Source organism: Devosia sp. T2-14 (assembly GCF_055397495.1).
In genome coordinates, this window is sequence record NZ_AP027921.1 from 1,455,702 (window position 1) to 1,471,379 (window position 15,678).

Consider the following 15,678-nt stretch of genomic DNA (forward strand, 5'->3'; position numbering starts at 1 on the left):
GAGAAATCGTGGGAGACTAAGATGACCTATCGGGCCGATACGGCACGCTATGACACCATGCAATACCGGCGCTCGGGCCGTTCGGGCCTCAAGCTCCCGGTGATCAGCCTCGGCCTCTGGCAAAATTTCGGCGGCACGCGCGACTATCCCTCCGCCATGCAGATCCTGGGCTACGCCTTCGATAACGGCATCACCCACTTCGATCTCGCCAACAATTACGGCCCCCCAGCCGGCTCGTCCGAAGAGCTGTTCGGCCAGGTCATGGCGCGCGATTTCCGCCCCTATCGCGACGAGCTGATCATTTCCACCAAGGCCGGCTACAATATGTGGCCCGGTCCCTATGGCGAATTCGGCTCCCGCAAATACCTGCTGGCGAGCCTCGACCAGTCGCTGACCCGCATGGGTCTCGACTATGTCGATATCTTCTATTCGCACCGTTACGATCCCGAGACCCCGCTCGAAGAGACCATGGGCGCGCTGGCCCACGCCGTGCGCTCCGGCAAGGCGCTCTATGTCGGCATTTCGAGCTATCCCGAAGCCGAAACGCGCGAGGCCCATCGCATCCTCAAGGAAATGGGTGTCGCCACCACGATCCATCAGCCCAGCTATTCGATGATCAACCGCTGGATCGAGAACGACCACACCATCGATGCCTGCGGCGAGCTGGGCATCGGCATCATCGCCTTCTCTCCGCTGGCGCAGGGCGTGCTCTCGGGCAAGTACAATTCGGGCGCCACCACGGGCACGCGGGGCGACAATCCCAATGGCACGCTGCGCGCCAGCCATATCGAACCGCGCGTACTCGCCGCCGTCGATCGCCTGGGTGACATTGCCCGCGCCCGTGGCCAGTCCATGGTGCAACTGGCGCTGAGCTGGGCCCTGCGCCGCCCGGAGATGACTTCGGCTCTGGTCGGGGTGCGCAATCTCGAGCAGCTCAAGGACAATCTGGGCGTGCTCAACAACCTCACCCTCACGCCCGAGGAAATCGCTGCCATCGACGACGCCACGCGCGACGGCCAAATGGAGCTCCACCCGCGCCCGAGCGGCTGGCTGCGCTAGGGCGCAGCCCTCCGGCCGAGGAGGGCCATCACCTCTTCGTCGCTGGTCTGATCGAACCGGCCAAACCATTCCCCGACCGCCTGAAACCGGTCGGGGATCAGCAGGCACACCACCTCGTCGGCCAGCTTTCCCAGCATGGCAATGGCATCGGCCGGCCCCACCGGCACGGCCAGCACCAGCCGCGCCGCTCCCGCCTGCCGCAGGCCCAGCAGCGCCGCCCGCGCCGAAGCCCCGGTCGCCACCCCATCATCGACCAGCACCACAGTCCGCCCGCTGACCGGCACATCGTGCCCGCCATAGGCGCGTCGCCGCCGTTCCAGCTCCGCCCGCTGCGCCGTTATCTCAGCATCGATGGTGCGCGGCGAGATCCGGCTTTCGGCAATGATCGCGTCGTTGAACACCACCTGCGGACTTGCCCCGCCCACGATCGCGCCCATGGCCAGTTCGCGCTGCCCGGGCGTCCCCAGCTTGCGCACCAGCACCACGTCGAGCGGCGCACCCAGCCGTTGCGCCACCTCGAACCCCACCGGCACCCCGCCGCGCGGCAAGGCCAGCACCAGCGGGTCATCGAGCTTCAGCCCGGCCACCACCTCACTCAGCTTCCGCCCCGCTTCGCGCCGGTCGGCAAACATGCTTGCCCGCCTCCTTCCAGCTAAAGAACGTCCATGCGCTACCATCCGATCCCGCAACTCGCATTGCCGCCCCTGCGCGACTGCGCTTAGATCGCCCCGCACTGTGGGGAATGCTTGTCCAATGACCTTCGAGACTTTTGCCGCCAGCCGCTATTCGCTGGTGCAGCTGGCCGATCTGCTCAATGCCGGCTACGAGAATTACGCCATTCCGGTGGCCTTCGATGCCGCCGCCATCGGCCGCCGTATCATCGCCGAACATATCGATCTCGGCGCCAGCCACGTGCTGGTGTCAGGTGAGGAGCCCTGCGGCGTCATGCTGGTGGCCCGGCGGGGAGCCACGTCCCGGCTCGCCGCCCTGGGCATTGCCCTGTCCCGGCGCGGGCAGGGGCTCGGTCGCCAGGCGGTTGCTCTCGCCCAGGCCGAGGCGGCCGCACGGGGCGATAGTCTCATGACGCTCGAGGTCATCACAACCAACCTGGCGGCCCTGCGTACCTATGCGGCCTGCGGCTTCACTGTCACGCGCCAGCTGGTGGGCTATGAGTGTGCGCCGGTCACTCCGGCGCCCCTTGGCGATGAATATGAATTGTGCAGCGCCGAAGCAGTCCTGCCCTTGCTGAGCCGGGCCATGCCCGCGGGCCTCTCCTGGCAGATTGCACCCGCCGCGCTGGCCGGGGTGCTCGCGCCCGCCAGCGGCCTGCGCCGCCGGGACGGGAGGGCCGCGGCCCTCTTTGATGCCTCCGGCCCCGCCCCGCGCCTGCTCAGTTTCGGCGTCGCGCCTGAGGCGCAGCGTAAGGGGCTGGGCTCGGCCCTGCTCGGCGCGCTTGTGCAAACAAGCCCCGGCCCGTGGCGGATTTCCGCCCTCGTGCCCGAGACACTGGTCGATGGCTTTCTCACAGGGCGCGGCTGGCAGCGCAGCGCCCTGGCCCAGTTTGAGATGACGTGGTCGCCTAGCGCCGCGTGAAGCGGTCCATGGCGAACGGCTTGATGTCGATCGCTGTGGCTTCCCCGGTCATCGCCTGCGCCAGCAATTCGCCGGTCGCCGGGCCGAGGGTGAAGCCGTGATGGGCGTGGCCCACCCCGACATAAAGCCCCTCATGACGCGGCGCCTTGCCAATGATCGGCATCATGTCCGGCGTGCAGGGGCGGGCGCCTTTCCACGGCTGGGCATCGACGCGCGGCCCCAGGTCGAGCAGTTCGCGGGCCGCCTGTTCGGCCTTGCCCAGCTGGATCGGCGTCGGCGCAGCGTCGCGCAGGGCAAATTCGGCGCCCGTCGTCAGCCTTATGCCCCGGGTCATCGGCGCCAGTGCAAAGCCCACTTCGGCGTCGAGCACCAGATTGTTGAGCTTGGCCCCACGCTCGCTGTCGTAATGCATGTGATAGCCGCGCTTGACGAAAAGCGGTAGGCGGTAACCCAGAGTATCAAGCACCTCGGGCGCCCAGGGCCCAAGCGCTATCACGGCCTGCTTGCCGCGATAGCGCGTGCCGTCCACCGTCGTGGCCCAGCCGGTGCCATCCTGTTCCAGCCCGCTGGCCGCGCCCATGGTGAAGCTGCCGCCCAGTTTCTTGAACAGTTCGAAATAGGCCGTCACCAGCGCGCCGGGGTCGCGCACCGTCCAGGGATCGGTCCAGTGGATGGCGCCCGACAGGCCCCCCTTGAGCGCCGGTTCCATGGCCTTGAGCTCCGGCCATTCCACCACGCGGTGCGAAATGCCGAACTGCTGGTGATCCTCGCGCGCCTTCTCGGCTTCGTGGCGCAGTCCCTTGTCGCTGCGGAAGGCCAGGAGCCACCCCGATTTGCTGACCAGCTTTTCGGCGTCCGGGCCGGCGGCGTGCATCAGGTCTTCATGTGTCAGGGTCGACCGCATGATCAGCGGCGCATAGCTCTGCACCACCTGGCGATAGGAGGCGGGCGAGGAGGCCCACCAGTAGCGCAGCAGCGCCGGCGCCAGCCGTGGCAGGGCCAGCGGCTCATAACGGGCGGCGGTGGACAGATGCAGGCCCACTTGCATCAGCATGGCCAGGTCGCGCGGGAAAGCGTGCGGGCGCACCCCTTCGCGCTGGATGATGCCGGCATTGCCGAATGAGGTTTCCCGGCCGGGTTCGCGCTTGTCGATCAGCCGGACGCTGCGCCCCCGCCGCAACAGATAGATACCCGTCGCCACGCCCACGATCCCGGCGCCCAGGATAATCACGTCGTCGTTCATGCCGTCCGTCCCTCAGAATAGTTGCGCCAGTCTACCAGATCATCGCCAGGAGTTTTGCGCATTCACCGGCTTTGGCACCCGTTCGCCGGGATTTTTCACCACTTTCGTGATCAATCGTGCAAAATCATCCTGCAAGCAATGCAATCGGCGCGCCTTTGCAGCGCTGAAAGCGCAGGGCAATGCTCGGCCTAATAGACATCCTTATACAGATAGATGGCGCAGGCATCCTCGGTGCTGGCAGGCACGTCCTGCGTGGTGAACACCGCAATCTCGGTCATGCCGTCGCCCGCGGCATAGGCCGCCAGATAGGTCACATCGCCCATGCCGCAGAGCTGGTTGTCGTTGAGCAGGATCGGGTCTTCGGGAGCAGCCATTTCATAGATCGAGCCGAAGGCCTCCACCCCATCGACCAGGATGGTGTCGCCGACCAGATCGCTGAATTCCATCACGGTTCCGTCGGCAAATTCCACGCTGAAATCATCCATAACCACGTCGCCGGTGACGGCCATGGCGGTGTTGCTCGTGGCAGCCAGCGTGATGGTATAGGGCGAGCCGTCCTGGGCCAGCGCGGGCGCAGCGAGCAGGGGCAGCAAGGCAAAATTGGATAGCAGCTTCACTTGATCTGACTTTCTCTAATGGCTTGGGTGGGCACGAGGGCGCGGGCGCCTTACTGGATCAGGTTGCAGTTGAAGCTGTCGCCGCTGGCATGGGAAAACCACCCCATTGTGTCGTCTTCAAAGCCAGAAAGCGTGATGGCGGCGTCGGGAATGAACAGCGTATAGGAGCCGTCGGTCCCCTCCTGGATTTCCGCGATGTCGAAGGTCTCGCTGCCATTGCTGTAAGTGGCGGGGGTAAAGGTGAAGGTGGCCACTTCGCAGTCCCAGCGCCCTTCGAACGGATAGGGCAGGGCCTCGCCATCGGCAAAGCCGTCGCCGGCAAACATCACGTCCACCCATTGCGCCCCATAGATCTCGACGCAGATATTGGGCTCATCGTGCAGAATGGCATTGGCTACGTCTTCGGGAATGAAGCCGCTTGCAGCCATCTGTGGCAGGCGCTCGCGGCCCTCGGGTGTGGCAAAGGTCGTGTCGGCTTCATCTTCGGCGTCGGCCTTGCCGAAGCGGTGAAAATTGGCCCGGTCCTGCTGCAGGATCGTCCCGACATCGTTCAGCGCGGCCCCGCTCGAAGAGACGCGGTCCCCGGCGCTGATCAGGGTACAATAGCTGTCGACCATCACGATCTGCGCCTGTGCGGCTGTGCTCAGTCCCAACAACAGGCCAATGGGCAGCAGCGGCGTCATGGCAAGCATCAGCCATGCGTCAAGTTTCGTCGTCATGAAGGTCCCCCAATGCCCGCAGCATCTGCGTGCGGCGCCACGCTACCGTAACGCCCGGCGCGCTCACAGTCCCTACATGCTGGTCACGGCTCGTTTGCGCGGCTCTGGTAGACATAGCCGCGGCTGCTTGCCGGAACCTCCTCGGCCAGCCATTGGCGGAGGGCCCGCAGCTTGCTGCTTTCGCGCCGGTTCTTGGCCACCACCAGCCAATAGCCCAGCGGCCCATCGACCGCCTGGCTGAACGGGCGCACCAGCCGCCCGTCGCTCACCGCATCGGCGCTCATCATGTCGGCGGCCAGCAGCACGCCCTGTTCGGAAATCGCGGCGTCAAAGGCCAGCGAGGCATCCGAATAGGTCGGACCCGCCAGCCGGATCGCCGGATCTACACCGGCCAGCCGCCGCCAGGCATCCCAGCTCAGCATGCTGGTCTCATCCTGAATCACCGGCACTTTCGCCAGGTCGTTCGGGTGCTGCAGCCTTCTGGCCACCGTCGGCGCGCAGACTGGCTGGTAGCGTGTGCCGCCCACCAGCGTGGCCGTCACCCCCGGCCAGGCGCCATCGCCATAGCGGATGCCGCAATCCACGTCGGGCCGGTTCAGATCGAGCATGGCCGCCGTCACGTTGAGACGCACCTCGATATCGCGGTGCAGCGCGGTGAATTTGTTGATGCGCCAGATCAGCCAGCGCGAGGCAAACACGCTGCCCACCGTCAGGTTGAGCATGCCCTGGTCGCTACCCTTGAGGCTGGCCAGCCCATCTTGCAGCGCGGTGAAGCCGCTGGTCAGTTGCGGCAGTGCAGCCTTGAGCGCGGGCAGGGGGCGCAGGCCCGCCGCCGTGCGCTCGAACAGCTCCACCCCCAGGCGTTCCTCGGCCCGCCGCAAATGCTGGCTGACCGCACCGATGGTCACGCCCAATTCTTCGGCGGCCGGCGCCAGCGCCCCGCGTCGCGCCACGATTTCGATGGCGCGCAGGGCATTCAGGGGAATGGGGAAGGGTGAAGCCATATAGATTTTCTAAATCAGCGCGCAGGGCTTGTCCATTGTCACCACGCCGTAACAGGCGCACCTTACGGACGTTCAGACCCGAAAGGAGGTCACAAAATGTCTATCAAGCAGCTTCTTGGCCGACTGATCGGTGCGCGCCGCACCCCGCGGGCGCCTGTGGTCAGTACCGATACGATGAGCCTGCGCGATTGGGCCGATCTGCCCGCCCATCATCCCGCGCGTGACAGCGCGCCGTGCTGAAGCCACAATCGGGCTTTTGAAGGTGGGTTATGTCCCGCTTATGGAGCCTGCCATGATCCGCCCCCTCGCCGCGCTGGCCGTCCTCGCCCTTGGTCTCACTGCCGCCACGGCACAGGAAGCAGCCCCGGCTGCTCCTGCGGCGCCCAATGTGGTGGTCGATCCCATGGCGACCCTCAACACCACGCCCAAGCAGGCCAATATGCTGACCGGCTTCTACGCCACGCAGGCCGTCATAGAGCTGTGCGCCATCACGCTGGATCCGGCCATCGTCGAAGGCATGAATGCCGATCGCGCGCGCCTGGAATCCTCGCTGGGCATGAATGCCGATGCCGGCGTCAAGGCTTACGGACTGGTCAAGGCCGATGTCGAAAAGACCGCGCCCGATTGCACCGAAGGCAGCAAGGACCGCCTCAGCGTAGACGCCGTCACCGCCATCTACGCCGCCGCCACCACCGCTCCCGCCGCTGCGGCGCAGTAGCCGTTCGGTCTCGCCCCTCGGTCACCCCTATTTTCCTGAAAGGGAGAGGTCTTGGGGCCCAGGGGCTTCGGGCCATCAAGTAATCGCCTGCCCTTACCGGCCCTTGCCTAATTGGCGCGGGTTATGGATAGGATATCCATCTGACCTAGGGCAGGATGGTGCGAATGCCCTTCGGCGTCTTCATTCACCGCGCAGACTCGATCTACGACGACAGTCCTGCCACGCAGTATCAGTTCCCTCGCCAATATCTGTCGCGCGTTTCCGCCTGCATCGGCGATTGGATCGTCTATTACGAGCCGACCAAAGTGCCGGGATCGAAGGGCTACAACGCGATAGCGCGGGTCGAGCGTGTGGTGCCCGACCCTACGGCGGCAAACATGTATTTGGCGCTGATCGAGCCGGGCAGTTACATGCCCTTCCCCAGCCATGTGCCATTTGCGCTCGATGGAGCGCCGGTCGAACTGGGTCTGTTGAACGAGCTTGGCCGGATCTCCGGCCGCGCGCAGTCTGCCGTGCGCCCCATATCGCCCAAAGACTTCGACAGCATCTTGGCGTTGGGCCTGGTTGAAGATCAGCCCCTGCTGCCGCGTGTGGGCATGCCCGATGCGGAGCCTGATCGTCGCCTCGAACTCGATGAGGGGCAGGCAGGCTTTGTGTATGAGCTGGACCGGGAGCGGGTGACCGCTCTCACTTCGCGCATCGTACGCGATCGCGTATTTCGGCGCGTGGTTTTGCGGGCCTATGACGAGCGCTGCGCGGTAACTGGCCTCAAGCTGATCAATGGCGGGGGCCGGGCAGAAGTGGCAGCGGCACACATCCGCCCCGTCGAGCATAGCGGGCCCGATATCATCAACAACGGCGTCGCCCTCTCGGGCACGGCACATTGGATGTTCGATCGTGGCCTCATTGGTTTTGACGATGATCTGACCATTAGGATCTCCCGCCACGTCAACGACCGGGACGGTGTGGAAAGCCTCATCAACAAAACCGGCAAGTTGATCGGGCCGGTAGAGGCCCGCGACCGGCCGCATCCTGCTTTCCTGCAGTGGCACCGCGAGCACTGTTTCAAGCACTAGGCCTCACTCACAGATCCGCGCCGTGCAGCTGGCGCCGTGGCATCCCAGGTCGAGATGCAGGTGGTCGGCGTGCTCGGCATTGGCTTCCGGCCCCAGTACGGTCGTGTACCCGGCGCAGGCGGCGTCATGGGCGAGGCGCAGCAGTCGTCCTTCTGGCGCGGCGGGCGGCGACCAGTTTTCGGTCACCGCGATGCTCCGCCCGTCTTCCAGGGTAAAGCCGGTGATATCAACCGCATTGGCGAAGCCGTGCTCGGAGGTGAAGCCTTCGGCCCCATTGTTGCGCTTGCGGCACATATAGCTGGTTCCCGTCGCGATCCCGGCTACCCGGCTGCCCAGCATTGCCTCGGCGTAGCCGTCGACCGTCGCCAGCCAGCCGGGCAAGGCGCTGGCCATCTGGCAATTGGTGGTGATCCTGCTCGAGAGTGTCACCATGCGGCCCCGGCTCATCACGCCGGTCACAAGCAGCGGTGACTGCTCGCCGCAATCGTCCTCCGCCAGCGGCGGGATGATTTCGGCCTCCACCAGCCCCAGCATCACCGCCGGACACGCCGTCTGATACACCCGGTTTTCCGGCACTTTTACCTCGGCGTCGGCCGGTTGGGCGATGTCGGCAGGCCGCGTCCTGGGCAGGGGCGGCGGGACGGCAACGGCGGGTCGCGGCAGCGGTTTTTCCGGCGCGGCAGGCGGCGTCAGCTGCTCCACCATGGACTGGATGGGCCCGAGAAAATCCTGCCCCGGAACGGGTGCGGCGAGGGTCAGCGGCAGGGCGATGGCGATCAGCAAGCGGGTTTTCATGCCGCATCAACGCACGAGCCATGCAAAAGGCGCCGAAAAGGCATCGTTAAGCTGCACTAAACCATCTTTGCGGCTTCTTGCGCTTCTGCTATCAGCGCGGCATGACAACGCCGCTTTCTCACATCCGCAATTTTTCCATCGTCGCCCATATCGACCATGGCAAGTCCACTTTGGCCGATCGTCTGATCCAGATGACGGGCGGTCTCGACATGCGCGAGATGAAAGAGCAGGTGCTCGACAACATGGATATCGAGCGCGAGCGCGGTATCACCATCAAGGCGCAGACCGTGCGTCTGAGCTACAGGGCGATGAATGGCGAGGATTACATCCTCAACCTCATCGACACGCCCGGACACGTCGACTTCGCCTATGAAGTTTCCCGTTCCATGGCCGCGGTGGAAGGCTCGCTCCTTGTGGTCGATGCCTCCCAGGGCGTCGAAGCGCAGACCCTGGCCAACGTCTATCACGCGCTCGATGCCAATCACGAGATCGTGCCGGTCCTCAACAAGGTCGATTTGCCGGCCGCCGATGTGGATCGCGTCAAGACCCAGATCGAGGACGTCATCGGCATCGATGCCTCCGAGGCGCTGGAGATTTCGGCCAAGTCGGGCCTGGGCATCGATACGGTGCTCGAAGCCATCGTCAATCGCCTGCCCCCGCCCAAGGGCGACATCAATGCCCCGCTCAAGGCCCTGCTGGTCGACAGCTGGTACGATACCTATCTCGGCGTCGTCGTTCTCGTCCGCATCATCGATGGCGTGATGAAGAAGGGCCAGAAGATCCGCATGATGGCCTCCGGCGCCGTCTATGAACTCGATCGCGTGGCCGTCAACACGCCCAAGCTGGTCGAGGTCAAGGAACTGGGCCCCGGCGAGCTCGGCGTCTTCACCGCCGCGATCAAGGAAGTGGCCGACACCAATGTCGGCGACACCATCACCGACGACCGCAAGCCCACAGCCACCCCGCTGCCCGACTTCCGCCCGGCCCAGCCGGTGGTGTTCTGTGGCCTGTTCCCGGTCGATGCCAGCGACTTCGAAGAGCTGCGCGCTGCCATGGGCAAGCTGCGCCTCAATGACGCCAGCTTCAGCTTTGAAATGGAAACCTCGGCCGCTCTGGGCTTCGGCTTCCGCTGCGGGTTCCTCGGGCTGCTGCACCTCGAAATCATCCAGGAGCGCCTCTCCCGCGAGTTCAATCTCGATCTCATCGCCACTGCCCCGTCGGTGGTCTATGAAATCGCGCTGACCAATGGCGAGACGATCATGCTGCACAATCCGGCCGACTTGCCGGATGTGATGAAGATCGAGGAAATCCGCGAGCCCTGGATCAAGGCGACCATTCTGACTCCAGACGAATATCTCGGCTCCATCCTCAAGCTCTGCCAGGATCGCCGCGGCATCCAGCGCAATCTGAGCTATGTCGGTTCGCGCGCCATGGTGGAATACGATCTGCCGCTCAACGAAGTGGTGTTCGATTTCTACGATCGCCTGAAGTCGATCTCCAAGGGCTATGCGAGCTTTGACTATGTGCTGAGCGACCATCGCCCCGGCGATCTGGTCAAGCTCAGCGTGCTGGTCAATGCCGAGCCGGTCGACGCGCTCTCCATGCTGGTGCACCGCACCGTTGCCGAAACACGCGGTCGCATCATGTGCGAAAAGCTCAAGGACCTGATCCCGCCGCACCTGTTCGTGATCCCGATCCAGGCCGCCATCGGCGGCAAGATCATCGCCCGCGAAACCGTTAGGGCAATGCGCAAGGACGTGACGGCAAAGTGCTATGGCGGCGACGCGACACGCAAGCGCAAGCTGCTGGAAAAGCAGAAGGCCGGTAAAAAGAAGATGCGCCAGTTCGGCAGCGTCGAAATCCCGCAAGAAGCCTTCATCAAGGCCCTCAAGATGGGCGACGACTGACGCACGGCCGTCGCCTCACCCCAATGTTATCCCGACGCAGGCCGGGATCCAGGTCCGCAGCCGCCCACAGCCGTAGCGCCCGGGTGCGATGCCGCCCAAGGCAAGCACCAGCACTCGGAGAGTCGGCCTCTGGCCTGCACCCGAGCGGCGCCGATTAACGTCGGCAGGATCGCTCACCTAGCGCCCCCACCCACCGATGTCATCCCGGCCTTGAGCCGGGATCCATCCTGAGATGGTTCGTGATAGACGATAGACTGGCCTCACCGGCCGGACATTTGAATGGACTAGATCCCCACCGCGTCACTCCCGCGCAAGCGGGAATCCACCTTGGATGTCGCGTGGCGCCCCGCCCTTTTCCCGCCGCGTGCCCAGTGTCACCCTCCCACTTGTGGGGAGGGATCCAGTGTGGAGTACCACGCCCACCGCGCTAAGCGAGATCATCCCAACCGCCCGACGACCCGCCCGAGCCACCGGCCGGGTCCATCGCCAATGTCTCCCTCGGCGAAGGCAGGGAACCATATTCCGGCCTGCCCGCCCCCCGGGGTGCCTTTTGATGACGGCGGAGCTTGGTTGCGTCCCTTTGGGCGCTGGTCGCGATATTGAGTGGTCAGCGAGTTCGTAACCACAAAAAGTAACTCCATTGCCCAAGTGATGCGCTCCGCAGGGTCAAATGCCAAGCTTTTCGATGGCGTCATCGAGCACTTTCAAGTGTTCGGTAGCAACAGGGGCAAGTTGATCTCGCGAGAGGCCTTCGATGTATGCTGCCCAGTCGGCCTTAGCAGTGCCTTCTGAAGAGTCTTTCACCCGGCTGTCAAAATACAGGCGCCATCCTTCATCGATCAAATCGCTTAGGCGCTCATTCTGCTCAGTTAACCGCTGTAAGAGGCTTTCGCCGAAGAGCCCCTTCTTTGATCTTTGAGTGAGCCACCCCTGTTGTTCGGCATGAAGCCAGACCGCGGAGGGCCATAGCTCCTCAAGGCATACCGGTATGTTGATCCCCAGTTCACGTGCGTCGGTGAGATGTGCAGGATAACTTAGCTTGGCTAGCGAGGTGTGCTTCCAGGTACCCTCGCCCACGAACCGTCCATAAGCGTTTTCGCCCTCAGGGTCGCCGTCAACAATACCCACTGCGGTGCGCCGCTGTGCGGCGGGCAAATGCTTCGTCCGGTACTCCCACGAGCGCAACATGTTAGTGACGTAGTTGGCGCCTGCCCGCAGGGGAGGCTCTGCCAAGAACATTCTCTGTGCTTGTTCCGGGCGGAAGAGCTGGAGCAGTTTTTTGAAAACTGCGTAATCAGTCGGCCCCTCGACGAACAGAGTTGGCAAATTGGATTGATTGAATTGCTCAATTTTTGTTCGCAGATCTATTGCCTGCGATGTAGCATCGCTCAATGCAATCTGTGCCGCTCTAATGTGAGGGGCTATGATCGCCATCGCTCCCATTGATTCATCAAGTGAGACACTCGCCTCAACAGCGGATCTTGCTTCGGTTCCGGATGTGGGGCCCTCTTTGGTCAGGTGGTAGGCACTACAGAGACCTCGACCATGGTCGTCTTGATGCATATTGTAGAAAACTGGAGAGTGGGTTGTTAGCAGAACCTGCGATAGCTCGCCCTCCGCGAGCTTGTGAAAGGCATCCGCCAGCGACTGTGCACGTCGAAACTCAAGGTTATTTTCAGGTTCTTCATAAGCCCAAATGAAGGTCGGCAAGATGCCCGCCGCTTCGCGACTCCGCTCGGCGATGAATTTCAGAATGAGCGGGATGTAGCGCGCCTTGATGCCATCGCCTCTGCTATCGAGCGATATAGACTTCTCTCCTGCGAGAAAGTCGAGGCTCTGGAAGAGAGGCGTCAGATCGTTAGGCAGGCTAAGGCGAGACGAGTCGTTAAGTTCGGTGCCGATGTCGTTGAGCAATCCAGATACTGCATCTGATATTACGTTTTCGAGTTGTCCGCTACTCTGCCGCACTGTTTGTTCCGAGGCGTTCGCTATTACCCTGAAGATGCGACCCCGCAATGTTCTAAAAAATTCGGCACTTCTGACTGCCGGAACGTATTCAAATTGTATGCGGGAAAGTAGAGATGGAACTTTGGAGCGCCCGTCGATATCAACGATGCTCTCAGTGAAGCCCGATCCTCGCTTTTTTTTCGAGAGGCGGATGCCCCAATAGTTGTCGGTTTCTTGCAGCCCTTCTGCGCGCCACACTTTACGCCATCGCAGTAAATCGCCGTTGTTCTTGCGATATGCAACTGGCAGCTCTAGGTCAATTTCCACCACGATTTCCGGTGCGCGCTTCGCCTTGACCTCCGAGAAACGGTTGTGATCGTCCAAGAAACTAAAGGGAGTGTCCGGGTTTGTCTCTTCGTTGAAGAAAAGGTTGAGCGCCCGGAGGACGTTTGACTTCCCACAGTCATTATCGCCAACGATGACCGTCAAGTCAGTCGTTTTCATCGTCAGGTCGATAATTGAACGGAAGTTCTTGATTGTGATCTGTCGTATTTTTGGCATTCTTCCCCCAAAAACCTCGCTCTATGTTGGCGCGGCTATCTGGTAATCTTTGCGAGCCGTCGATGGCCCGTCAATCGTCGGTTAGATGAATTTTGGGTTCTTAACATGCTCGGCGTAGGAGATGGCTGGATCTGTCCGTGACGCAGTAGTCCCCACAACCTTATCCCCGCTCCTCCACCCCGCCTTACGCTCCTGCCGTGTTCCATCAAAACCCCACGGCAGGCGCCATGTCCCCTTCATCCCCGTCCCAAAACACCATTTCCCGGCGCATGGCTGAGCGGCATGAGGCGGTTTATTTGCGGCTGGAGACCATCGCCAGGCAGGTCGATGCCATAGCCGCCAAAAAACCCGAGGGCGCGGTGCCCGAGGCGATGCGGGGAATGGCGGAAGCGGTGTTGTTTGAAAGCCATGGCTTTCGCCAGCACAAGCGCAAGACGGGGCTGGTGGCGGCGGCGCCCCATTATGGCGCGCTGGCGGTGCAGTTGGGCGCGGCGCTGGCAATCATGGTTGCCTATGAGGCGCGCCACACGCGTTATGATCACATCAATCAGCTGACGCTGTGGGTGGTTGAGGGCGAGGCGCTGCCGGTGCGACGGCTGCAGCCAAGGCCTGCAAGAGGAAAGCCCGCGCCCGAACAGCCCAGGCGCGACATGGCCGATCTGCGCAACAAGCTCGCCATCCGCATCGAGCAATACAAGCGGCGCTGAGTCGCCGCCAAAGCCGCCCCCCCCCAAAAAAAAGAACTTATCCCCGCCCGCTCCGATGGCCGTCATACTGCCCGCATCAGTCTTGCTGGGACGGCGTTGCAACGGCCAACGGCAAGGCGACTGTCGGGAGGGCAGGGGGTCGTTACCCAGCCTGGGTCCGCGGAAGGCGCGTTGCTTACACCACTGCCAGAGAGTCCGCCCACCAGAAATCCCGTCGCTCCGGGGCGCATGGCGTCTCACTACTAACAACCATCGGGACGCCATGCGCCTCGGGGCACCGTCTCATCTGCTTGCAACCGGAGGCGTTCGCGCGCTCCGGCGCTGGCGTTTGCCCCGGCTTTCCTTGTGCCAGAGGGGGTGGGGTGCTACAGCAGGGCTATTACGCGTTTTCAGCCTTCCACGGCTTGCTCGACCCGCCGGCCCTCCTGCCGCTTGCCTGGCGACCCCGGACTTATCTGAACGTCCCCCGCACACAGCCAGGAGCTAACATGCACAAGTACAAAGTCGGCCAGACTCTCGATCTGTTGCCCAATCGCGGCAGCAGCAACCGGCGCGCCGGCGGCTGCAAGATTGTCGCGCTGCTGCCCTATGAAGGTCACGCCGTGCAATACAAGGTGCAGTCCCTCACCGAGTCCCACCTGCGCATCGTTTCGGAAAACGACCTCAAGCTGCAGGATCCGGCTGCCGTCCAGCCCGGGCCGACCGAAGATTGATTGCCTGCCGGAGCCGCTGATGACCAGCCTTGCCGATTTCACCCTGCCATTGCTCGATGGCACGCCGCAGCCGTTGTCTGCCTATGCCGGCAAGGTCGTTCTGATCGTCAACACGGCCAGCGCCTGTGGCTTCACGCCCCAGCTCGAAGGGCTCGAGGCGCTGTGGCAGCGCTTTGGCGAACAGGGGCTGGTGGTGCTGGCTTTCCCCTGCAACCAGTTTGGCGGTCAGGAGCCGGGCAGCGCCGAAGAGATCGCCGCCTTCTGTTCGCGCAATTATGGCGTGACCTTCCCGGTCTTTGCCAAGCTCGATGTCAACGGCCCCGCCGCGCATCCGCTGTTTACCTGGCTCAAATCCTCCGCACCCGGCATTCTGGGCAGCGAGGCGATCAAATGGAATTTCACGAAGTTCCTCGTCGCCCGCGATGGCAGTGTCGCCGCCCGTTTCGCCCCCGCCGACGAGCCGGCCAGTCTCACCGGCGCCATCGAGGCCCTGCTCTAGCCGCCGCCCGCTTTGCTTTGGTATAGAAAACCAGGCGGGCGGAGGAACACATGGCCGATATTCTCGAATATTGTCAGGGTCTCAAGCAGGCAAAGTTCAAACCCGGCGCGGTTCTGCTGCAGGAGGGCGAACAACTCGGGCGGCTCTATGTGCTGGTGGAAGGGGATGTGGAAGTCATCCGCGAACGCACCCAGGTCACCCATGTCGACGAGCCCGGCTCGATCTTCGGGGAAATGGCGGTGCTGCTCGACATGCCCCATTCGGCCACGGTCAAGGCGCTCTCGGCGGTGACGGCCTATGATATCCCCGATGCCCTGACCTTCCTCGACAATCGCCCGGAATTCTCGCGGCACATCGCCGCCCTGCTGGCGCGGCGGCTCTACTACACCACCTCCTATCTGGTGGATTTGCAGCAACAGGCCGCAGGGAAACGGCAGGATTTGGATATGGTAGACCAGATCCTGGCCCGCCTGGTCGACGCGGCGAGCCTGCGGGGCAAGTAACGGCAGGGGCTTCCAAT

Annotated in this window: 17 protein-coding genes; 10 read left to right on the forward strand and 7 right to left on the reverse strand. The window is 63.1% G+C overall.

Annotated elements, in window-relative coordinates; all coding sequences use genetic code 11:
• Positions 1–21 precede the first annotated feature (21 nt).
• Entirely contained in the window at positions 22–1,059 is a 1,038-nt protein-coding gene (locus ACZ5WT_RS07235; RefSeq protein ID WP_464286699.1) for an aldo/keto reductase, read from the forward strand.
• On the opposite strand, the gene ACZ5WT_RS07240 is transcribed toward ACZ5WT_RS07235, so the two are convergent.
• On the reverse strand, positions 1,056–1,691 hold the full coding sequence (locus tag ACZ5WT_RS07240; RefSeq protein WP_464286700.1) for a phosphoribosyltransferase: 636 nt from the start codon (positions 1,689–1,691) through the stop codon (positions 1,056–1,058). The genes ACZ5WT_RS07235 and ACZ5WT_RS07240 overlap by 4 nt on opposite strands.
• A gap of 121 nt (positions 1,692–1,812) precedes the next feature.
• On the opposite strand from ACZ5WT_RS07240, the gene ACZ5WT_RS07245 reads away from it, so the two are divergent.
• Complete coding sequence (locus ACZ5WT_RS07245) at positions 1,813–2,652, forward strand: GNAT family N-acetyltransferase (protein ID WP_464286701.1); 840 nt, start codon at positions 1,813–1,815, stop codon at positions 2,650–2,652.
• On the opposite strand, the gene ACZ5WT_RS07250 is transcribed toward ACZ5WT_RS07245, so the two are convergent.
• The 4 genes from ACZ5WT_RS07250 to ACZ5WT_RS07265 form a co-directional block, all read right to left on the reverse strand.
• Positions 2,639–3,895, reverse strand: coding sequence for an NAD(P)/FAD-dependent oxidoreductase (locus tag ACZ5WT_RS07250; protein WP_464286702.1), 1,257 nt, complete (start codon positions 3,893–3,895; stop codon positions 2,639–2,641). The genes ACZ5WT_RS07245 and ACZ5WT_RS07250 overlap by 14 nt on opposite strands.
• Positions 3,896–4,083: 188 nt before the next feature.
• On the reverse strand, positions 4,084–4,512 hold the full coding sequence (locus ACZ5WT_RS07255; protein ID WP_464286703.1) for a hypothetical protein: 429 nt from the start codon (positions 4,510–4,512) through the stop codon (positions 4,084–4,086).
• Positions 4,513–4,562: 50 nt separating this feature from the next.
• Positions 4,563–5,231 (reverse strand): hypothetical protein, encoded by a 669-nt coding sequence (locus ACZ5WT_RS07260; RefSeq protein WP_464286704.1) that lies wholly within the window; start codon positions 5,229–5,231, stop codon positions 4,563–4,565.
• A gap of 83 nt (positions 5,232–5,314) precedes the next feature.
• A complete protein-coding gene (locus tag ACZ5WT_RS07265) occupies positions 5,315–6,235 on the reverse strand; it encodes a LysR substrate-binding domain-containing protein (RefSeq protein ID WP_464286705.1) in 921 nt (306 codons plus the stop codon).
• Between the two features lie 96 nt (positions 6,236–6,331).
• On the opposite strand from ACZ5WT_RS07265, the gene ACZ5WT_RS07270 reads away from it, so the two are divergent.
• The 3 genes from ACZ5WT_RS07270 (at position 6,332) to ACZ5WT_RS07280 (ending at position 8,029) form a co-directional block, all read left to right on the forward strand.
• Positions 6,332–6,475, forward strand: a complete 144-nt coding sequence (locus ACZ5WT_RS07270; RefSeq protein ID WP_464286706.1) for a hypothetical protein — start codon at positions 6,332–6,334, stop codon at positions 6,473–6,475.
• A 52-nt stretch (positions 6,476–6,527) separates the two neighbouring features.
• The gene (locus ACZ5WT_RS07275) at positions 6,528–6,953 is read left to right on the forward strand and encodes a hypothetical protein (protein WP_464286707.1); all 426 of its coding nucleotides are present in this window, start codon (positions 6,528–6,530) and stop codon (positions 6,951–6,953) included.
• Positions 6,954–7,117: 164 nt separating this feature from the next.
• On the forward strand, positions 7,118–8,029 hold the full coding sequence (locus tag ACZ5WT_RS07280) for an HNH endonuclease (RefSeq protein WP_464286708.1): 912 nt from the start codon (positions 7,118–7,120) through the stop codon (positions 8,027–8,029).
• Positions 8,030–8,032: 3 nt separating this feature from the next.
• On the opposite strand, the gene ACZ5WT_RS07285 is transcribed toward ACZ5WT_RS07280, so the two are convergent.
• Complete coding sequence (locus tag ACZ5WT_RS07285; protein ID WP_464286709.1) at positions 8,033–8,824, reverse strand: extensin-like domain-containing protein; 792 nt, start codon at positions 8,822–8,824, stop codon at positions 8,033–8,035.
• A 101-nt stretch (positions 8,825–8,925) separates the two neighbouring features.
• Between ACZ5WT_RS07285 and lepA the strand changes: the two genes are divergently transcribed.
• Positions 8,926–10,731, forward strand: a complete 1,806-nt coding sequence (lepA, locus tag ACZ5WT_RS07290) for a translation elongation factor 4 (protein ID WP_464286710.1) — start codon at positions 8,926–8,928, stop codon at positions 10,729–10,731.
• Between the two features lie 666 nt (positions 10,732–11,397).
• Here lepA and ACZ5WT_RS07295 read toward each other — a convergent pair.
• The gene (locus ACZ5WT_RS07295; protein WP_464286711.1) at positions 11,398–13,239 is read right to left on the reverse strand and encodes an ATP-dependent nuclease; all 1,842 of its coding nucleotides are present in this window, start codon (positions 13,237–13,239) and stop codon (positions 11,398–11,400) included.
• A 227-nt stretch (positions 13,240–13,466) separates the two neighbouring features.
• On the opposite strand from ACZ5WT_RS07295, the gene ACZ5WT_RS07300 reads away from it, so the two are divergent.
• The 4 genes from ACZ5WT_RS07300 (at position 13,467) to ACZ5WT_RS07315 (ending at position 15,661) form a co-directional block, all read left to right on the forward strand.
• On the forward strand, positions 13,467–13,946 hold the full coding sequence (locus ACZ5WT_RS07300) for a hypothetical protein (RefSeq protein ID WP_464286712.1): 480 nt from the start codon (positions 13,467–13,469) through the stop codon (positions 13,944–13,946).
• Between the two features lie 488 nt (positions 13,947–14,434).
• Positions 14,435–14,659, forward strand: coding sequence for a hypothetical protein (locus ACZ5WT_RS07305; RefSeq protein WP_464286713.1), 225 nt, complete (start codon positions 14,435–14,437; stop codon positions 14,657–14,659).
• A 19-nt stretch (positions 14,660–14,678) separates the two neighbouring features.
• Complete coding sequence (locus ACZ5WT_RS07310) at positions 14,679–15,158, forward strand: glutathione peroxidase (protein ID WP_464286714.1); 480 nt, start codon at positions 14,679–14,681, stop codon at positions 15,156–15,158.
• Between the two features lie 50 nt (positions 15,159–15,208).
• Positions 15,209–15,661: a Crp/Fnr family transcriptional regulator gene (locus tag ACZ5WT_RS07315; protein ID WP_464286715.1), complete on the forward strand. Its 453-nt coding sequence runs from the start codon at positions 15,209–15,211 to the stop codon at positions 15,659–15,661.
• Positions 15,662–15,678: the final 17 nt, after the last annotated feature.

What these genes read in the sequence shown, in the direction of transcription:
- ACZ5WT_RS07250 (WP_464286702.1), bottom strand. Translation starts at nt 3,895, where the DNA reads ATGAACGACGACGTGATTATCCTGGGCGCCGGGATCGTGGGCGTGGCG.
- ACZ5WT_RS07285 (WP_464286709.1), bottom strand. Translation starts at nt 8,824, where the DNA reads ATGAAAACCCGCTTGCTGATCGCCATCGCCCTGCCGCTGACCCTCGCC.
- ACZ5WT_RS07260 (WP_464286704.1), bottom strand. Translation starts at nt 5,231, where the DNA reads ATGACGACGAAACTTGACGCATGGCTGATGCTTGCCATGACGCCGCTG.
- lepA (WP_464286710.1), top strand. Translation starts at nt 8,926, where the DNA reads ATGACAACGCCGCTTTCTCACATCCGCAATTTTTCCATCGTCGCCCAT.
- ACZ5WT_RS07265 (WP_464286705.1), bottom strand. Translation starts at nt 6,235, where the DNA reads ATGGCTTCACCCTTCCCCATTCCCCTGAATGCCCTGCGCGCCATCGAA.
- ACZ5WT_RS07305 (WP_464286713.1), top strand. Translation starts at nt 14,435, where the DNA reads ATGCACAAGTACAAAGTCGGCCAGACTCTCGATCTGTTGCCCAATCGC.
- ACZ5WT_RS07235 (WP_464286699.1), top strand. Translation starts at nt 22, where the DNA reads ATGACCTATCGGGCCGATACGGCACGCTATGACACCATGCAATACCGG.
- ACZ5WT_RS07295 (WP_464286711.1), bottom strand. Translation starts at nt 13,239, where the DNA reads ATGCCAAAAATACGACAGATCACAATCAAGAACTTCCGTTCAATTATC.
- ACZ5WT_RS07280 (WP_464286708.1), top strand. Translation starts at nt 7,118, where the DNA reads ATGCCCTTCGGCGTCTTCATTCACCGCGCAGACTCGATCTACGACGAC.
- ACZ5WT_RS07275 (WP_464286707.1), top strand. Translation starts at nt 6,528, where the DNA reads ATGATCCGCCCCCTCGCCGCGCTGGCCGTCCTCGCCCTTGGTCTCACT.
- ACZ5WT_RS07245 (WP_464286701.1), top strand. Translation starts at nt 1,813, where the DNA reads ATGACCTTCGAGACTTTTGCCGCCAGCCGCTATTCGCTGGTGCAGCTG.
- ACZ5WT_RS07240 (WP_464286700.1), bottom strand. Translation starts at nt 1,691, where the DNA reads ATGTTTGCCGACCGGCGCGAAGCGGGGCGGAAGCTGAGTGAGGTGGTG.
- ACZ5WT_RS07310 (WP_464286714.1), top strand. Translation starts at nt 14,679, where the DNA reads ATGACCAGCCTTGCCGATTTCACCCTGCCATTGCTCGATGGCACGCCG.
- ACZ5WT_RS07300 (WP_464286712.1), top strand. Translation starts at nt 13,467, where the DNA reads ATGTCCCCTTCATCCCCGTCCCAAAACACCATTTCCCGGCGCATGGCT.
- ACZ5WT_RS07270 (WP_464286706.1), top strand. Translation starts at nt 6,332, where the DNA reads ATGTCTATCAAGCAGCTTCTTGGCCGACTGATCGGTGCGCGCCGCACC.
- ACZ5WT_RS07315 (WP_464286715.1), top strand. Translation starts at nt 15,209, where the DNA reads ATGGCCGATATTCTCGAATATTGTCAGGGTCTCAAGCAGGCAAAGTTC.